This window comes from Chryseobacterium sp. CH21 (assembly GCF_004119445.1).
GTDB lineage: Bacteria > Bacteroidota > Bacteroidia > Flavobacteriales > Weeksellaceae > Chryseobacterium.
On sequence record NZ_QICI01000050.1, the window covers coordinates 195,442 to 212,015 of the forward strand.

Sequence of the window (16,574 nt, forward strand, 5' to 3'; positions counted from 1 at the left end):
TCGTGTCATTCAGATTGTTTTCTATGCAAGACCCTTGTCATTCTATATGGTGGTCGTATTTAAAGAAAAATCACTTTAGATGAAACATTATTTTCCCTATTTTTATTTTTTAAATTCATCATATGAAAAAAATCATCGGAATTCTTTTACTAATTAGTACTGCATGTTTTGGGCAGCAGAATCAGGATATTGAAAAACCTATCCGTAATTTATTTCTGGGTATGAAAAATGCAGATCCGGAATTGGTAAAATCTGCTTTTGCAGAGAATGCCATTCTTCAAACTATTACTAAAGATGGTGCCGTAAAAAGCGACAGCATACCGGATTTCGTTGCATCTGTTTCCAAATTTTCAAAAGGAGATCTGGAGGAAAGAATTACAATAGGAGGTATTTATACAGATGGAAACCTGGCAAGTGTGTTTACTCCTTATTCTTTTTATTTAAAGGGGAAGCTATCTCATTGCGGGGCAAATAGTTTTCAACTGGTAAAGCAAAATAATGAATGGAAAATTCAATATATTATTGATACAAGAAGAAAAGATAACTGTAAAGAAATACAATAATAAGAAGTAGTTTAAATTTTAAAAAATGAAAATCCATCATATCGCCATCATCTGTTCAGATTATGCTGTTTCAAAGAAATTTTATACAGAAATTTTAGATTTGAATATCATCCGTGAAGTATACCGTGAAGAAAGACAATCTTATAAACTTGATCTGGCGATTGGAGATCATTATGTGATTGAGTTGTTCTCTTTCCCTGCTCCCCCACAACGACCTTCACGTCCGGAAGCATGTGGTTTAAGACATCTCGCTTTCTCGGTGGAGAATGTTTCAGAAAAAAGAAATGAACTGCTGGCAAAAGGATTGAGCTGTGAAGAAATCCGCATAGACGAATTCACCGGAAAAGAATTTTTCTTTACCCAGGATCCTGATCAATTGCCGTTAGAGTTTTATGAAATGTAAAAATAAATTAGTGGGCATAGCCTGCAAAGAAACTCACTGCCATAATCGCTAAAACAATAGAAGAAATGACTACATACACGTAGTCTTTTTCTTTTAAATAGCCTATTAAAGCGAAAACAATCCTCATCAAAGGAGTGAAGATCAACAAAAGAATACCCAGCTGAATAATAGCCGTACCTTCTCCTTTACACAGAGAATCCCAGAAATGTCCCCATACTTTTTCAGAAGAAGTCCCTACCACAAGGCTGGTATATTTTTCGGGCATTTTAAAACCTTCAAAAAATAACTTGATAAAACCGATAAGCGATGTAGCCACAGACAGAATAACACCCAGTCTCAGAAGGTTTCCTACCGAACGGTTCAGATCTACATCTGTAAAATTCTTTTTCATTATCTGAAGCTTTTGTTGATACCGTTATACATCATATAAATCGAAAGGATGGTAATCACAATGGCAAAAAATACTTTTAATTTTTTAGTCTTTGATACCATCAGCGTTTTTGAACCAATAAAACTTCCGATGACAACTCCAATCAATACAGGAGCTACAATGACCGGAATAATTTCTCCTCTCTGGAAGTAGATCAGTGCACTGGCTACAGCTGTTACTCCAATCATGAAATTACTTGTAGTTGTAGATACTTTGAAAGGCAGTTTCATCATATTATCCATTGCCAATACTTTCAATGCTCCAGAGCCAATCCCCAGAAGACCAGACATGGCACCTGCAAACATCATCATCAGAAATCCGGGAACGGTATTTCTTGCAGAATAGCTTTTCAAAACTCCTTTATCAGGAAATGTTCCGTATAATTTCAGTTTCTCTTCCAGACTTCCTTTTACTAAAGGTTCCTGGTGATCCGGTTTTCCTTTAAGATTTAAAATAACCGTTAAAAGTAGAATACTGGCGAAAATAATTCCAATTGTATTGGGATTAAGCATTCCGGAAACAAGGGCACCCATAATAGCTCCTGCAGTAGTAGCTATTTCGAGAAACATCCCGATTCTCATGTTGGTAAAACCTTCTTTTACGAAAGCTACAGCCGCACCGGAAGAGGTTCCGATCACAGAAATGAGTGAAGCACCGATGGCATAATGCATTGGAACGCCGAAACCCAGCGTTAATAAAGGAATGATAATAACTCCTCCTCCTAAACCCGTCAATGAACCTAAAAGACCAGCGGAAATTGCGCCAAGGAAGAGTATGATGATTTCTGACATACTACAAATAATGTTACAAATATAAAATTATTGTCGTAGTCTGCCAAACATTTGAAAAAGATAAATTTAACGTATTTTGCATGCATGAAAAATGAATTGAAATTATTTTATGTCATTCTTGGGGCTACCCCTAAAGGAAGAAATATTGAACAGCACGACGTTTTCTTCGGAATTGCGGAGAATCTGAAGGATCTGATTCCGGATATGAAAGAATTTTGGAAGGAAGCAGAAGGGAAAATTCACCTGGATTGTTATCAGGAAGTAAGATTTGCAGATGGTTACAAGGTGGAGATTGCAGAAAAAGGTGAAAAATTATCAGAAAACCAATTGTTTTTCCTCAATTTAGGAGGATACAAACCTGGTTTCTTTGAAGAATTCCATGAGCAGCACCTAATGGTAGGACAGACAATGGGAGAGATTGTAAAAAGAGCAAGAGCTACAGAATTTTATCAGACAATGGGTTTTGAAGGCGCTGTAAGCCATATTGATGATAAACATGGAGTAGATATTGATGATATTTTCAATGTAGGTGATATTCTTCCAACTTACATGAAAGAAAAATATTCTATTATTCTTCATAAATCAGAGGAAGAAAATCAGGAGAACCCGATGGGGCTTGGCTATTTAAAAATTGATAAAATTCAATAAGAATAAATCTAATAAAAATAAAAAATGAAAATAGGAATTCTGGGAGGCGGACAGCTGGGAAGAATGCTGATACAAAGTGCACTGAAGTATGATGATGAGTTTTATACTCTGGATCCGGCTTCTGATGCACCGTGTCATAATATCTCGTACTTTACACAAGGGAATTTTAATGACTACGAAACAGTTTTGAACTTCGGAAAAGATAAAGATGTCGTAACCATTGAGATTGAACATGTAAATGCTGATGCACTGGCAGAACTTGAAAAACAGGGAATAAAAGTAGTTCCCAATGCCAATATCATTAAAACAATCCAGCAAAAAATCCTTCAGAAAGAATTTTATAAAGCTCATGATATTCCAAGCCCGGAATTTCAGGTGGTATGGAACAGTGATGAGAAAATCATCATGCCGTTGCCATTTGTTCAGAAGATGAATACAGGAGGATATGATGGAAAAGGAGTGCAGGTGATCAAAACAGAAGAAGACTATCAGCATTTATGGACAGAGGCTTCTGTTATTGAAAGTCTGGTAGATATTGAGAAAGAACTTTCTGTCATTGTAGCAAGAAATGAAAAAGGAGAAACCAATATTTTCCCGGTAACGGAAATGGTGGCTGATCCAAAGCTAAATCTTTTAGACTTCAATGTATGTCCGGTTCTTTTGACAGAAGATGTTCAGAACCAGATTGATTCCATTACAGAAAAATTCTTAGCGGCAGTAAATTCTCCGGGATTATTTGCCATCGAGTTATTCCTTGACAAAGAAGGAAAAGTATGGGTGAATGAAACGGCTCCAAGGCTTCACAATTCAGGGCATCAGAGCCAGGAAGGAAATACGAATTCGCAATTTGAGCAGATGTACCGTGTGGTGAAAAACTTACCTTTAGCAGATACCGATGCCATTACTTACAGCGGAATGCTGAATTTGGTAGGTGCAGAAGGATATGAAGGAAAAGTAATCTATGAAGGAATGGAAGATGTTCTTCAACTTCCTGAAACTTACATCCACTTATATGGGAAAACAGAAACCAAGCCGGGAAGAAAAATGGGACACATCAACGTCCTTGCAGATTCCAGAGAAGAACTGATGGAAAAGCTGGTACAGGTGAAAGGAATGGTAAGAGTGATTGCTGGGTAATATCAGATTAAAATAAATAAGGGGAGCTGTTTTTAAAGATAGAAACAGCTCCCTTTTATGTTGTCCTTGAATCAAATTCAATAGGAACGGGCTTTAGCCCGTTCACCAATAAACATAGATTCAATTGGCTTTAGCCCAAATTTAATTTTAGGTTTCAGCCAAAGCCAATTTTATTTGTATTCCTCACATCGGACTAAAGCCCGATCCTATTGATGACTGAATGATTTGATGATTTAATAAAAAGTGATTATTCTTACATCGATAACCACCATCATCCGTCTTCCAGCTTTCTCTTACTTAAAAATCTTCTGAATCACATTTCCAATCTCCACGAAATCCCCATGATTTCCTACAGAACGTATTTCCGGACTATTTTTATCGTATTCTGAGAAAGGAAAGATGAGAAGATAATTGTTATCATTCAGGTTTCTGTTCAGAAGTTCCGGAATCAGTCTCATTCTTGGAATATAAGATTTCATCCCTCGTTTTGCCATCAGAATAATTAAAGCTTCATCATCTTTCAATTGGGCAGCGGTTCTTTCGCCATCCTGCCAGATATTCATGATGATAAATTCAGCTTCTATATTGGCTTTTTTAATGATTTTCTGAAGAATATCAAGGATGTTTTCCGGAGCATAAAAAACAACTGTAGCACCGGAATTTCTGGCAATATTCCAGACTCTCAGCAATGCATGGAAGAATCCTGCTTCCTGATGAGCATTTTCGGGAATCATCACGGCATATTTTTTAATAGTGGAAAGAGGTTGTGCTGCATGATAAACCAATACATTCACATCATCATTCTGAAGATAACCGTTGTAAAGATTATACACAAAAGAAGGAGAGAATCCTTTTTCACCTTCCAATCCAATGATAAGGTCTGTAATTTTCTGTTCTTTAATCACATTATTTACCCCGTTGATGACATCATTGTCATACCTTTTTAAGGACTGTAATTTAACATCCGCTGCCGCTGCCGCATCTGTTGCCTGATGGAGAAGTTTCTCAGCATTTTTTACTGAAGATTCATTTTTATCTTCATTGATGACATTTAAAGCAAATAAATCTTCCGTGTTGGTGTGAGCTTTAATTAAAATTCCCAGATTCACCATTCTTTCCACAGTAGCCTCATGGTTGATGGCCAATAGAATATTTTCTTCTTCATGACTGTTTCCGGAAACGGTGTCTTCATTATCCGTTTCTGCAATTTTCTGGGCACTTGACATTGAAATAAAGGAAGAAATAGTACAGGATATAAGAATAAGCAGAATACTTCCGTTCAGTACATGCTCATTCAAAAGTCTTATAGGCTCCCCTGTTTCTGTTTCGGAAAGGATAATATTATATCCCACCATTACTGTTGCCAGAGTGGCTGCTGCTGAAGCAGAACTCAATCCGAAAATAAGTCTCCCTTCTTCTTTCGTAAACTTAAATGTTTTTTGAGTAATCACGGCAGAAATATACTTACCTCCGATAGAAGCTACCAGCATTATAGCCGCAACTTTTAAGGTTTCAAAACTCTTGAAGAATATCGTAAAATCAATGAGCATTCCCACACTGATCAAAAAGAAGGGAATAAATATGGCATTTCCTACAAATTCCACTCTATTCATTAGAGATGAGGTATGAGGGATCAGCCTGTTGAGTGCTAACCCTGCAAAGAAGGCTCCTATTATGGCTTCAATCCCTGCGAGCTCTGCCAGCATAGCTGCCAGATAGATCATGACCAGTACAAAAATATATTGGGATATCTTGTCATCTACTCTTTTGAAAAACCATCTCCCGATTATTGGAAACAGCAGCAAAACAATCAAGCTAAAGAGAATGACTGAAACGGAAAGTTTGACCCAGAATGAGGTGCCTACATCTCCCTGAACCATCCCAACCACTACAGCAAGTACCAATAATGTTGCAATATCCGTTATCATGGTTCCTCCAACAGTAATGTTAACGGCTTGGTTTTTAGCAATTCCCAGTTTACTGACTAAAGGATAGGTGATAAGTGTTTGTGATGAAAAAAGACTGGCAAATAAAACGGAAGTTAATACTGAAAATTCTAAAAGGTAATAAGCTCCCAAATATCCTAAAATAAAAGGAAATATAAAGGCATAACCTCCATAGGCGAGACTTTTCCATTTGTTCTTTTTAAAATCTCCCATATCTATTTCAAGACCTGCTAGGAACATAATGTAAAGCAGTCCGGTAGTTCCCGTTACGACAATACTGCTGTCTCTGGATAGCACGTTGAATCCGTTCGGACCAATAATAGCTCCGGCAATGATAAGCCCTAAAAGATGCGGAACTTTAATTTTATTAAGCAGCAGGGGTGCTGCCAGAATGATAACCAGTACCAATAAGAACTTCAATACCGGATCTTCTATAGGAAGACTCAGGTTGTGTATACTCAGTAAAATCATATGTGTTTATTTTGTGGAACGTACTAATTCAACAGAGAACTTGGCGGTACAGCCATCAGAAGTGATGGTTCTGGTTCCTTTGATCTTGTTGTCCGAAATATCATTAAGAAGAACGCTCATTTCTACATTCTTTTTGGCTGTAGAATCGGTTTTGAAAGACAGTCTGATTTCATTGTTTTCAAACTTGCCTGTATACAGCCTTACCAGATTATTGTTGTTGATGATTTTGGTAATGGGTTGAGTAGAATCATTATCGAATTCCCAGATGTCAGTACGTTGGTCACCTACTGCATATTCACTGCAATTAGATTCTGTACAGATTACTTTACCATTCCATGGACCGGAAATTTCCGTAGGCCATACAGCAGCAATTACTACAGAATCTTTTTTGGAAAAAATACTGTCCCTCATTTTCAGAAGTGACTGGTACTCGGATTCTTTCTTAGCGAATAGTTTCTCTTTGTCTAAAAGTTGTTTCTCCCTGTCTGTGAGGTTCTTCTCTTTCTCTTTGTAATCACAGCTTACCAAAAGAAAACAGGCAGTCAGAAATAAAAAAAATGTGTTTTTCAGCATATTGTATCGGTTGGAGTATACAATATAAGGAAAATGAAACAAATACAAAACCCTACAGAAGCATATCTGATTTTGATTATATTTAATAAGTTAAAAAACAGCCGGATAGATTAGGTAAGATTATTGATATTATTTTATAGTAAAATTGAATGGAATGAAAACTATTTTTTTCTCTTTTTTATTTTTTGGAAGCTTGATTTCAGCTCAAAACAGTTTTTCCACCCAAGCTCAATTGCCTTCCATTAATCTTTGGACGAAAATACCGGATGGTCCCGGACCTGGAGGTGAAAGTATTGTTTCTGCCAAAGGTTCAATCACTCATATCACTACTCCAAAATTGATCATTCATCAACCCCAAAACCCTAACGGAATAGCTATTCTTGTCATCAGTGGCGGTGGGTATGCCCACATTGAATCCGGATCAGAAGGATATCCTGCCAGCGAATGGCTGAAATCTCTGGGAATTACAGCTTTTGAGCTTCAATAAAGACTTCCTGAAGAAGGTTGGGCAAACAGATCTGTGCCTTTTCAGGATGCTCAGCGTGCTTTACGGATTATCAGAAAGGATGCCGGAAAATATAAAATAGATCCTAATAAAATAGGAGTACTCGGATTTTCTGCTGGCGGACATCTTGCGGGATATATTTCATCCACTTTTAATACAGCTTATTATAAGCCACAGGATGATATTGATTTGATTTCTGCCCAACCTAATTTTACAGCAATGATTTATCCGGTAGTATCGATGCTGCCTCCTAATAATACTACCCATTCATTTAAATCTTTATTAGGAAAAGATTTTGACAGCAATGATCAGATGAACATGTCTGTTGAAAAGCGGGTGAATGCTCAAACTCCTATTACTTTTCTGGCTCAGTCTGAAGATGATCCTATTTCTTCTGTGAATAATAGTATTTTAATGTATCAGGCATTGAAAGACCATAAAATTCCTGCCGAAATGCATTTGTTTCAATCAGGAGGCCATGGCTGGGGAATGGGCAAAAAAGGAACTAATACCGGAGAATGGAAGGAGTTGTTTTTGAAATGGTTAAAAGTAAATGGAGTTTATAATAGCGATCAGTGATTTTTTTAGATTATTAATTTTTTGCCCAGAGATATCTCAGATGAGCACAGATTTTATGGTTTAAAGTATAGTCATACTAATTAAATATATCAAAAAATTAATACATATAACCATTAAGGAGGAGTTAAGAAATAAAGTGTAGTTAAGGTAAATCATTCTGATTTTTAAGCTTAAAGCGAAACTTATTTTAATATTCTGAACACCTTAATACGATCTTAATGTTTTAAAAAATAAAAAATCATCATTCAATCTTTTGTCTTTTAAACATCTCCGGGTTGTAATTGATAATAAAAACACCACAGATAATAAGCACTGCTGCAATAATGAATTTAAAAGTAACCTGTTCGTTCATAATCAGCCAGCCTAGAAATATGGCAATAATGGTATTGATGTACGCCAGAATAGAAACCTGTACCGGTGAAATTTTAGTCAGTGCATAATGGAAAGCGAAAAAAGCAGCTACAGAACCAAATACAGCAAGATATATCATCGCTGAAATACTTTTAAATGTCCAGTTTCCGAAGTTATAATTTTCAGAAAACAAAAATGCAAGAATAACCTGAACAACTCCTGCAAACAGGAACTGATAGAATAAATTTAACGTTATATTTCCGCTCTGGATATTTAGTTTTTTGGTGAAAATAGTACCCGAAGCCCATCCTGCGATAGCGCAGAAAAGGAAAATCATACCCATTCTGTAATCAGGATTAGCAAGATCCTTAAGTCCATCCCAGAAAATAAAGAGAATTCCGCTAAAGCACAACAAAACACCGCTGAGTGCCCGCAAACTAAATTTTTGCAGTCCTATAGCCACACTTCCCAGAAATACAAGGATAGGGGAGCAGGCGCTGATGAGTGAAGCCAAACTGCTGGAAACCGTTTCTTCAGCCACAGTGGTCATCCCATTGGCAACCACCAGCATCAGGGAAGCAAAAATAATCTGGTATCCCAAACTCTTCCAGCCAATCCACTTGAATTCCTTTCTTGAAAGAAGAACAACAAGCATAATCATAGACGCCAAAAACTGACGGATTCCAGCTACAAACCATGCAGGGATTGTTTCCACAGCGACACGAATCGCCAAAAAAGTAGTTCCCCACACAATCGCAACGGTAAGAACAGCAAAAATAAGTTTATAATCTTTCAACGTCAATAAGTAGTGTAACAAGCAAATGTAGAAGTTTCAAAATAATTCTGATGGGTACAGTTGTTTCAATTTTTGATGATACAGATTGAAGGCGGAAAGGGTGAGGATTGTATAGTTGCAGGTGGTATGGTTGCTACTTATATGGTTGATGTATTTAAAAGAACTTCCAGCTTCCTTCCTCCAACTTCCAGCTTTGCATTTTATTTTTTATCTTTGACGATCTAATAAAATTGAAGATGGTAGGAATTATTATGGGCAGTCAGAGTGATCTGCCGATCATGGAACAGGCTGCAAGTTTTCTTAAAAGCCTTGACATCCCTTACGAATTAACTGTAGTTTCAGCGCACAGAACACCGGAAAGAATGTTCGATTATGCAAAGACAGCTCACGAAAGAGGTTTGAAGGTAATTGTAGCAGGAGCAGGAGGAGCAGCACATCTACCGGGAATGGTGGCAAGCTGTACAACACTTCCTGTAATTGGAGTTCCGATTTTGTCCAGTAATTCTATAGACGGTTGGGATTCTGTTTTATCAATTCTTCAGATGCCAGGTGGAATTCCGGTAGCTACCGTAGCTTTAAACGGAGCTCTGAATGCAGGGATTTTAGCGGCAAAAATTTTAGGAAGTGGTAATGAAGAAGTAGCAGCAAAACTTCAGAAATATCAGGATTCTTTAAAAGACAAAGTGTTGGGAACAGTAGATGATATCAAAGCCCAGCATCCTAATCATTTTGATAAATAGTTTACTTTTAAACTCAAAATAGAAGCCTCACTTTTCAGCGAGGCTTTTTTGTTTTATTTCTTAATGAATTTTGAAGAGATTGTTTTTTCTTTCATAGTAAGCTGTAAAATATAATTTCCTTTGGGTAAAGAGCTTACATTGATCATATCTCTGTTAGGATTTCCTTCCTTTACCAGTCTTCCGCTGACATCATAAATTTTATAATTTTTAATATCTGCCAATCCTTCAATGTGAATATCATCTACTGCAGGGTTTGGATAAAGTGAAAGTTTTTTATTGAGTTTCAAATCTGATGAAGACAGTAAGCAGCTTCCAACGGTATCACCTACTAATGACCAGCCCTTATTGATCAGAATATCTCTTTTGTCTGAAACATTGGAAGCATATTTTAATCCTGTTACTGGACCTAATGAAACGTTGTTGGCTGTGTTAGGATTCTCTGCCCATCCCATAAGGGTTTTGCTGTAATTTTCACAATTAATGCCTGACATCGTGAGAGCGCCACCACCATTAGTAACAGAAGCTAAGTTCCAGTTTCCCAGTGGTTGATTAAAGCTTGAGGCCACATTCAGGATCTGATCTATTTTCGTTACTTTAGTCATATCCCAGCTTTCTAAAGACTGATTAAATGATGTACAGCCGTGAAATACATGAGCCATATTCGTAACTTTTGAAGTGTTCCAGTTTAAGGGTTGGTTAAAAACAGGAATCATATGAAACATAAAATGCATATCCTCAAGATTTGAAGTATCCCAGTTATCCAGACGCTGATTGAAACTTAAACACTGGCCGAACATCCAGCTCATATCCGTTACCTTTGAAACGTCCCAGCTATTGAGGGTTTTGTTAAAATGTGCTCTGTTTGCAAACATATAACTAAGATCTGTTGCAGAAGACATGTTCCAACTGTCAAGATAAGGAGAATTGAACTGATCTATCAGTGAAGAAGATGGGTTAATATCAGACAAAAGCGAAAACATAAAACTGAAATTCCTGATTTTCGAAGTATCCCAGTTTTGCATAGAGCTGGCACCTGTGAAGGTGGTGGTGCCATAAAACATGAAAGATGCATCTTCCACATTATTAAGTTTTGGAGTATCTGTTGCCGTAAGCCCCATAAGTCTGCACAGGCTGAAGGCATTGTTCATGGAAGCCCATGAAATATTACCCCATTGTTCTATTTCTAATAATTTATCTGCACTTCCGTTAACCTGCCAGATAGGAATGATCTGCTCAGGAGCTGCAAATAACTGGGGATTCCCAAATTTTATCTGTCTGAATACTCCATTGCCATTAGTGACCTTCACTCTGTATTTAGCATCCGTTCCATCTGATAACGATGTACCAAAATCAATGAGAACCTGTTTGGTAGAAGTAACATTGGTAAGAGAACCATTGTGCTGTGGATAACCTACTTCTTCCCAATAAATGTCATAATTATCACCAATTCCGGGAAACCATATTTGCTGAGGGGTAGCCTGATACGGAGCATCTATGGTTAATGTAGGTATCGCAGTGGATGCTGGTTTCCAGATGGTAATAAACTCATCCTGGGCATTCACAATGATTACTATCAGAAGAAAAATAAGAGTTTGGATCTTTTTTAAAATCATGATTATAGTTTATGGTATTAGTTTCAAGATTGAAATAGAGATTTATTAATATTTTTCATTATATCTCTAATTTATGATATAAATATAATTAAATTTTAAAATATTGATAATGTTATTCGTTGTTATTTTGAATATTGTTTATTGTAGTTTAATAAAAAACTCTCCAAGATGGAGAGTTTACTTTATTCCTGAAGCATATTGTCACGTGTATTTTTCTGGACTGCAATGGCTCCAAACAGAGCGAGCAAAAATGCGAAAGCATAAAAACCTTTTTCGCTTGGAAGGATGGTGGCGTTCCAAAGTCCAATAGCTAGCAATACAATAGATGATAATGTAGCAAACCAGCAGATCCCGTAATAAATATCTGTTACCTGAATATTTTCTAACCTGTCTCGTACCGCTTTCTGTAGAGAAACAACGGCAAATAAGCCATAAAGAAGAATAGTGAAATAATATCCCTTTTCATTCAGCAGCATTTCAGCTCTTGCAAGCCCCACAATGAAGCCGATCATTCCAGCTCCCAAAGCTACCCATGATGCAGCGACGAATGCATTCGATACTCTTTGTTTTTTCATAGATTAATGTTTTATTTAAGGGAGCTAAGATATTCATTTTTTGTAAATACAGCCCCGGTACAGGGAAAATATGGGAAAAATACTGAATAAGTGCATGGATGAGGTTTAAGTTTTGGCTAAAGCCGTTTGGAAAATATTATTTTTTTGATAAATGGGCTAAAGCCCGTTCCTATTGAATAATTACAATATGAACCTCGAAAAAATTATAACTCGCACTCCGCACTGCGCATCCCACACCCGAATCTCACCTCACACAAAAAACTCCCCAAAAAGGAGAGCTTATTTCTATTGAGTAATATATTCGTAATTATACTGAACGGAAAGACTTCCATCAGCTTCTTTTCCAACAGCCTGAACTGGTAATCCGGAAGTGTTGTATTGTATAGTATAGCTTACAGTTTGGCTTTGCTGCCATACTCCGTTATTTTTAAAGCTTATTTTCTCTACGAGATAATTGTTTTTACTTACAATATAGGCTCTTCCCATCATAATTTTCAGATACTTATTGAGATTGGTATAAGGGTTGAGTTTATCGTCATAAGTAAAATCACTTTTATTACTATAAGTTATAGCCTCACCAAATGTTGATGTTTCAGATGAAATATTATGTCCATTATAGGTGTACGTATCAGTACCTGGATTTGAGCAGTCCGGAGTCTGGCAAAGGGTAGAAGAGGTCACCTGCCCGTTTGTATTATAATTAAAGGTAACCGTTCTGTTGTAATTTGAATTCGTGTAGATTGCTTTAACGTTGACCAGTTGATCTCCATTATAAGTGTACGTAGAATAATAATCTACTGTACCATCTGGTTTGTAGTAAATCGTTTTTACAGGCTTTCCGGCATTATCATATTCGAAAGTTGATGTTCTTCCTTCTGAAATAGTTTTGATTAATTGTTTCTGAGTGTTATAACTCATTGTTGAAACAGTTGTTTGAGGATGAGAAGGATCGTCATAATAAACAGTGGTCACTTTACTCAGTAATAGCTGAGGCTGCTCGGAAGAATTATTCGTCTCATCATTATCATCATTGCTGCTGCAGCTGTTGAAGAATACAGTGCTGCTCATTAGCCCTACCAATAAGAATTTTTTCATGTTATTATTTTAGCGGACAAAAATAAGGAATTGCTTTATAGCTCTTCATAAAAAATCCCACTATCTTAGAAATAGTGGGATTTTATCATGTTTTATTTGAATCTTAGTATCTGTAGTATTCAGGCTTGAATGGCCCTTTTACCTCTACTCCGATATATTCAGCCTGCTCAGGAGAAAGAGTTTCAAGCTCAACGCTTAATTTCTTAAGGTGTAAAGCCGCTACTTTCTCATCTAAGTGCTTAGGAAGCATGTATACTTCGTTTCCGTAAGCAGCAGAGTTGTTCCATAATTCGATCTGAGCCAACGTCTGGTTAGAGAAAGAGTTAGACATTACGAAACTTGGGTGACCTGTAGCACATCCTAAGTTTACCAATCTACCTTCTGCAAGAATGATTACTTCTTTTCCTTCAATAGTGTAGATATCTACCTGAGGCTTCACTTCAGATTTAGTCTGACCATAGTTTTTATTTAACCAAGCCATATCGATTTCATTATCGAAGTGACCAATGTTACAAACAATAGCTTTGTCTTTCATTTTAAGGAAGTGCTCTCCCCTTACAATATTGAAGTTACCTGTTGTAGTAATGATGATATCAGCATTGTCTACCACAGTATCTAATCTTTTTACTTCATAACCGTCCATAGCAGCCTGAAGTGCACAGATTGGGTCAATTTCCGTAACAGTAACGATAGAACCGGCTCCTCTGAATGAAGCAGCAGTACCTTTACCTACGTCTCCGTATCCGCAAACTACCACTCTTTTACCCGCTAACATTACGTCTGTAGCTCTTCTTACTGCATCTACAGCAGATTCTTTACATCCGTATTTGTTGTCGAACTTAGATTTAGTAACTGAATCATTTACGTTGATTGCAGGCATTACTAAAGTTCCGTTCTTCATTCTTTCGTATAGTCTGTGTACCCCTGTAGTAGTTTCTTCAGAAAGCCCTTTGATATCTTTTGTGAATTCAGGGTATTTGTCGAAAACCATGTTGGTCAAATCTCCACCATCATCCAAAATCATGTTTAATGGCTTTCTGTCTTCACCAAAGAATAAAGTCTGCTCAATACACCAGTCAAACTCCTCTTCATTTAAACCTTTCCAAGCATAAACCGGAATTCCTGCAGCAGCAATAGCTGCAGCAGCGTGGTCCTGTGTAGAGAAAATATTACAAGATGACCAGGTAACTTCAGCTCCTAAAGCTACCAAAGTCTCGATAAGCACAGCCGTTTGGATCGTCATGTGAAGACATCCTGCGATTCTTGCTCCTTTCAGTGGCTGAGATGGTCCGTATTCTTCACGGATAGACATCAAACCTGGCATTTCTGCTTCTGCAAGAGTAATTTCTTTTCTACCCCATTCTGCAAGGGAAATATCCTTAACTTTATAAGGAACGTATTGTGTTGTAGTACTCATATGTAATGAATAGTTTTTAAATTCAATTGATAACGAAAGGCAAAATTACGATTAATAATTAAGATATAAAAACGGCATATCAAGTTCACTTTTATGAGATTAAACATGAATTAATATTATTTAGTCTTAATATAAATAATTAATTTTAACTCGTAAAAAAATATATTATGAATCATACTCATACAGAAAAGACTGCTAAACCCATTGCTCCAAAAGTACAGGAATTGATCAACGCTTCAAAAAGTTTGATCCTGGCTACCGTAGATGCCAATGGATTTCCTAATCCAAGTTATGCACCTTTCGTGCAGGTAGACAATACTTTTTATATTCTGGTGTCTTTCATGGCAAAGCATACTAAAAATCTTGCAGAGGGAAGACAAACATCCATCATGTTTATTGAAGATGAATCAGCTACCAAACAAATCTATGCCCGTGAACGTTTAACGCTTGAAGCAACTCCTTCTCAAATTGAAAGAGATTCTGAGGTATGGAATACAGTAGTTGCCCAACTTAAAGAAGCTCACGGAAAAGTAGTGGATGTAATTTCCGGAATGGGAGACTTTATTTTAATTGCACTGCAGCCTGTAAAAGGATCTTATGTAAACGGATTCGGAAGCGCTTATTTCGTGGATGCTAATCTGGAAATTGTAGAACATAGAAATGATGTGAATCATCAGTCTAAATAATTGGGAAATAATCTCAAATGTATATCGTATTTTAGACAAATTAGCATCATCTTAATCACTGAATTTTAATTTTAAAATTTAATTTAACTAAGTACTTTGTTATACTATGTATTTTGTTTATATTTGCAATATGAACAAAGAGTTTATTGAAAAATGGAAATCACAAGTCAAAAAAGGAACTTTATCATTTGTTGTTCTTCTTGTGTTAAAAGAAAATGAAGTTTATGGTTATGAACTAATTGAAAAAATAAAGACATTAACCAATATTGAAATTGCAGAAGGAACACTTTATCCATTAATGAATAGATTAAAAACTGACAATCTTTTAGAGTCTAAATGGGTTGAGCAGGAAACCGGAATTCCAAGAAAGTATTACTTCTTAACTGAAATTGGAAAACAAACCCTTGAAGAAATGAAAACTCAATGGGCAGATTTGCACAAAGTACTTAATAAATTAACATAAAAATGAAATTCGAAAAATTACAATTCAAAAATGCTGAAGCTCAAAACATCTATGAGAATTATTTAAAGCAAATACAATCAGCAACAAAAAAACTTAGTAGAGAAGATCATCATGATATTCTGATGGAATTAAATAGTCATATTTATGAGAGTATGTCTAAAAAGAGTGATGAAAGCAATAATGAAGTAAAAGACTTAATTGATACCCTTGATAAGATTGGAATTCCAAATGAAGTTTTAAAACCTTTAATAGCAGATAAAAAACTGAATCAAGCAACCAAAACTTTTAATCCCATTCATATTTTTCAAGCGCTAGTTTTAAACTTTTCATATGGAATAATGTACTTTGTATTTTTCATTTTGTATTTATTTCTTTTTTCATTTGTAGTTCTGGTCTTTGGAAAAATATTGTTTCCAAACAACTTTGGTTTTTACTACCAAAAAGGAGAAATCTTTCAATACGGAGGATTTGTTGAAAATGAAAAATTGCAGAATTTTGAAGTTCTTGGAAATTGGTTTATTCCGGTTACAATATTGCTTGGAATCCTATTTTATTTTTTGATAACTCTTTTACTAAAACTAAAAAGATCAATGAATGTAAATAGAAATGTTGTACTTGTTTAAAATAAAAAAATCTTAAAAAGACGTATTATTCTTCCAAAAAAGTTGTGTTACATGAGATGAAATAAAAAGTGCTTAATTCCGGTCAATCAAAGAATAATTAAAAAATCTCTTAGACATAGTTTTAAGCACTATTTTGTGTTTTCTAAAGTAAAAGCTTTTTGGTAAGACT

At 36.0% G+C, this 16,574-nt stretch carries 20 protein-coding genes; 11 read left to right on the forward strand and 9 right to left on the reverse strand.

Annotated elements, in window-relative coordinates; translation table 11 throughout:
• Positions 1–122 precede the first annotated feature (122 nt).
• Entirely contained in the window at positions 123–563 is a 441-nt protein-coding gene (locus BOQ62_RS10805; protein WP_129039380.1) for a nuclear transport factor 2 family protein, read from the forward strand.
• 25 nt (positions 564–588) lie between these two features.
• The gene (locus tag BOQ62_RS10810) at positions 589–966 is read left to right on the forward strand and encodes a VOC family protein (RefSeq protein WP_129039382.1); all 378 of its coding nucleotides are present in this window, start codon (positions 589–591) and stop codon (positions 964–966) included.
• A 7-nt stretch (positions 967–973) separates the two neighbouring features.
• Here the strand turns inward: BOQ62_RS10810 and BOQ62_RS10815 are convergent, their stop codons facing one another.
• Together BOQ62_RS10815 and BOQ62_RS10820 are read right to left on the reverse strand one after the other, a co-directional pair.
• Positions 974–1,357, reverse strand: coding sequence for a DUF1634 domain-containing protein (locus BOQ62_RS10815; protein ID WP_034699869.1), 384 nt, complete (start codon positions 1,355–1,357; stop codon positions 974–976).
• Complete coding sequence (locus BOQ62_RS10820; RefSeq protein WP_129039384.1) at positions 1,357–2,187, reverse strand: sulfite exporter TauE/SafE family protein; 831 nt, start codon at positions 2,185–2,187, stop codon at positions 1,357–1,359. The genes BOQ62_RS10815 and BOQ62_RS10820 overlap by 1 nt, the downstream gene beginning before the upstream one ends.
• A gap of 96 nt (positions 2,188–2,283) precedes the next feature.
• On the opposite strand from BOQ62_RS10820, the gene BOQ62_RS10825 reads away from it, so the two are divergent.
• Together BOQ62_RS10825 and BOQ62_RS10830 are read left to right on the forward strand one after the other, a co-directional pair.
• Positions 2,284–2,835 (forward strand): DUF1543 domain-containing protein, encoded by a 552-nt coding sequence (locus BOQ62_RS10825; RefSeq protein WP_129039423.1) that lies wholly within the window; start codon positions 2,284–2,286, stop codon positions 2,833–2,835.
• Between the two features lie 24 nt (positions 2,836–2,859).
• Entirely contained in the window at positions 2,860–3,972 is a 1,113-nt protein-coding gene (locus BOQ62_RS10830; protein WP_129039387.1) for a 5-(carboxyamino)imidazole ribonucleotide synthase, read from the forward strand.
• A 293-nt stretch (positions 3,973–4,265) separates the two neighbouring features.
• On the opposite strand, the gene BOQ62_RS10835 is transcribed toward BOQ62_RS10830, so the two are convergent.
• Together BOQ62_RS10835 and BOQ62_RS10840 are read right to left on the reverse strand one after the other, a co-directional pair.
• Complete coding sequence (locus BOQ62_RS10835; protein WP_129039389.1) at positions 4,266–6,389, reverse strand: cation:proton antiporter; 2,124 nt, start codon at positions 6,387–6,389, stop codon at positions 4,266–4,268.
• Between the two features lie 6 nt (positions 6,390–6,395).
• Positions 6,396–6,962, reverse strand: a complete 567-nt coding sequence (locus tag BOQ62_RS10840) for a hypothetical protein (RefSeq protein ID WP_129039391.1) — start codon at positions 6,960–6,962, stop codon at positions 6,396–6,398.
• Positions 6,963–7,116: 154 nt separating this feature from the next.
• Between BOQ62_RS10840 and BOQ62_RS10845 the strand changes: the two genes are divergently transcribed.
• Together BOQ62_RS10845 and BOQ62_RS10850 are read left to right on the forward strand one after the other, a co-directional pair.
• The gene (locus BOQ62_RS10845) at positions 7,117–7,449 is read left to right on the forward strand and encodes a hypothetical protein (protein ID WP_129039393.1); all 333 of its coding nucleotides are present in this window, start codon (positions 7,117–7,119) and stop codon (positions 7,447–7,449) included.
• A 33-nt stretch (positions 7,450–7,482) separates the two neighbouring features.
• On the forward strand, positions 7,483–8,046 hold the full coding sequence (locus BOQ62_RS10850) for an alpha/beta hydrolase (protein ID WP_129039395.1): 564 nt from the start codon (positions 7,483–7,485) through the stop codon (positions 8,044–8,046).
• 241 nt (positions 8,047–8,287) lie between these two features.
• Here BOQ62_RS10850 and BOQ62_RS10855 read toward each other — a convergent pair whose 3' ends face one another.
• Positions 8,288–9,193: a DMT family transporter gene (locus tag BOQ62_RS10855; protein ID WP_129039425.1), complete on the reverse strand. Its 906-nt coding sequence runs from the start codon at positions 9,191–9,193 to the stop codon at positions 8,288–8,290.
• Between the two features lie 75 nt (positions 9,194–9,268).
• On the opposite strand from BOQ62_RS10855, the gene BOQ62_RS22475 reads away from it, so the two are divergent.
• Positions 9,269–9,418, forward strand: coding sequence for a hypothetical protein (locus BOQ62_RS22475; RefSeq protein WP_164976725.1), 150 nt, complete (start codon positions 9,269–9,271; stop codon positions 9,416–9,418).
• An 11-nt stretch (positions 9,419–9,429) separates the two neighbouring features.
• On the forward strand, positions 9,430–9,933 hold the full coding sequence (gene purE / locus BOQ62_RS10860; RefSeq protein WP_129039397.1) for a 5-(carboxyamino)imidazole ribonucleotide mutase: 504 nt from the start codon (positions 9,430–9,432) through the stop codon (positions 9,931–9,933).
• Between the two features lie 53 nt (positions 9,934–9,986).
• Here the strand turns inward: purE and BOQ62_RS10865 are convergent, their stop codons facing one another.
• From BOQ62_RS10865 to ahcY, 4 genes are all read right to left on the reverse strand, one after another.
• Positions 9,987–11,546, reverse strand: a complete 1,560-nt coding sequence (locus tag BOQ62_RS10865; protein ID WP_129039399.1) for a BspA family leucine-rich repeat surface protein — start codon at positions 11,544–11,546, stop codon at positions 9,987–9,989.
• A gap of 182 nt (positions 11,547–11,728) precedes the next feature.
• On the reverse strand, positions 11,729–12,121 hold the full coding sequence (gene yiaA / locus BOQ62_RS10870) for an inner membrane protein YiaA (protein ID WP_034699887.1): 393 nt from the start codon (positions 12,119–12,121) through the stop codon (positions 11,729–11,731).
• A gap of 285 nt (positions 12,122–12,406) precedes the next feature.
• On the reverse strand, positions 12,407–13,216 hold the full coding sequence (locus BOQ62_RS10875) for a hypothetical protein (RefSeq protein WP_129039401.1): 810 nt from the start codon (positions 13,214–13,216) through the stop codon (positions 12,407–12,409).
• Between the two features lie 103 nt (positions 13,217–13,319).
• Positions 13,320–14,633: an adenosylhomocysteinase gene (gene ahcY / locus BOQ62_RS10880; protein WP_129039403.1), complete on the reverse strand. Its 1,314-nt coding sequence runs from the start codon at positions 14,631–14,633 to the stop codon at positions 13,320–13,322.
• A gap of 167 nt (positions 14,634–14,800) precedes the next feature.
• Here ahcY and BOQ62_RS10885 point away from each other — a divergent pair, with 167 nt between their 5' ends.
• The 3 genes from BOQ62_RS10885 to BOQ62_RS10895 all read left to right on the forward strand — a co-directional run bounded on the left by BOQ62_RS10885 (position 14,801) and on the right by BOQ62_RS10895 (position 16,405).
• The gene (locus BOQ62_RS10885) at positions 14,801–15,319 is read left to right on the forward strand and encodes a HugZ family protein (RefSeq protein WP_129039405.1); all 519 of its coding nucleotides are present in this window, start codon (positions 14,801–14,803) and stop codon (positions 15,317–15,319) included.
• Between the two features lie 130 nt (positions 15,320–15,449).
• Positions 15,450–15,782: a PadR family transcriptional regulator gene (locus BOQ62_RS10890; RefSeq protein WP_129039406.1), complete on the forward strand. Its 333-nt coding sequence runs from the start codon at positions 15,450–15,452 to the stop codon at positions 15,780–15,782.
• Positions 15,783–15,784: 2 nt separating this feature from the next.
• Positions 15,785–16,405: a hypothetical protein gene (locus BOQ62_RS10895; RefSeq protein ID WP_129039408.1), complete on the forward strand. Its 621-nt coding sequence runs from the start codon at positions 15,785–15,787 to the stop codon at positions 16,403–16,405.
• Positions 16,406–16,574 lie beyond the last annotated feature (169 nt).

Excerpts from the sequence above, each read along its gene's own strand:
- BOQ62_RS10815 (WP_034699869.1), bottom strand. The coding sequence starts at position 1,357 with ATGAAAAAGAATTTTACAGATGTAGATCTGAACCGTTCGGTAGGAAAC.
- BOQ62_RS10830 (WP_129039387.1), top strand. The coding sequence starts at position 2,860 with ATGAAAATAGGAATTCTGGGAGGCGGACAGCTGGGAAGAATGCTGATA.
- yiaA (WP_034699887.1), bottom strand. The coding sequence starts at position 12,121 with ATGAAAAAACAAAGAGTATCGAATGCATTCGTCGCTGCATCATGGGTA.
- BOQ62_RS10840 (WP_129039391.1), bottom strand. The coding sequence starts at position 6,962 with ATGCTGAAAAACACATTTTTTTTATTTCTGACTGCCTGTTTTCTTTTG.
- BOQ62_RS10820 (WP_129039384.1), bottom strand. The coding sequence starts at position 2,187 with ATGTCAGAAATCATCATACTCTTCCTTGGCGCAATTTCCGCTGGTCTT.
- BOQ62_RS10895 (WP_129039408.1), top strand. The coding sequence starts at position 15,785 with ATGAAATTCGAAAAATTACAATTCAAAAATGCTGAAGCTCAAAACATC.
- BOQ62_RS10875 (WP_129039401.1), bottom strand. The coding sequence starts at position 13,216 with ATGAAAAAATTCTTATTGGTAGGGCTAATGAGCAGCACTGTATTCTTC.
- ahcY (WP_129039403.1), bottom strand. The coding sequence starts at position 14,633 with ATGAGTACTACAACACAATACGTTCCTTATAAAGTTAAGGATATTTCC.
- BOQ62_RS10835 (WP_129039389.1), bottom strand. The coding sequence starts at position 6,389 with ATGATTTTACTGAGTATACACAACCTGAGTCTTCCTATAGAAGATCCG.
- BOQ62_RS10810 (WP_129039382.1), top strand. The coding sequence starts at position 589 with ATGAAAATCCATCATATCGCCATCATCTGTTCAGATTATGCTGTTTCA.
- BOQ62_RS10845 (WP_129039393.1), top strand. The coding sequence starts at position 7,117 with ATGAAAACTATTTTTTTCTCTTTTTTATTTTTTGGAAGCTTGATTTCA.
- BOQ62_RS10865 (WP_129039399.1), bottom strand. The coding sequence starts at position 11,546 with ATGATTTTAAAAAAGATCCAAACTCTTATTTTTCTTCTGATAGTAATC.
- purE (WP_129039397.1), top strand. The coding sequence starts at position 9,430 with ATGGTAGGAATTATTATGGGCAGTCAGAGTGATCTGCCGATCATGGAA.
- BOQ62_RS10885 (WP_129039405.1), top strand. The coding sequence starts at position 14,801 with ATGAATCATACTCATACAGAAAAGACTGCTAAACCCATTGCTCCAAAA.
- BOQ62_RS10805 (WP_129039380.1), top strand. The coding sequence starts at position 123 with ATGAAAAAAATCATCGGAATTCTTTTACTAATTAGTACTGCATGTTTT.
- BOQ62_RS10890 (WP_129039406.1), top strand. The coding sequence starts at position 15,450 with ATGAACAAAGAGTTTATTGAAAAATGGAAATCACAAGTCAAAAAAGGA.
- BOQ62_RS22475 (WP_164976725.1), top strand. The coding sequence starts at position 9,269 with ATGATACAGATTGAAGGCGGAAAGGGTGAGGATTGTATAGTTGCAGGT.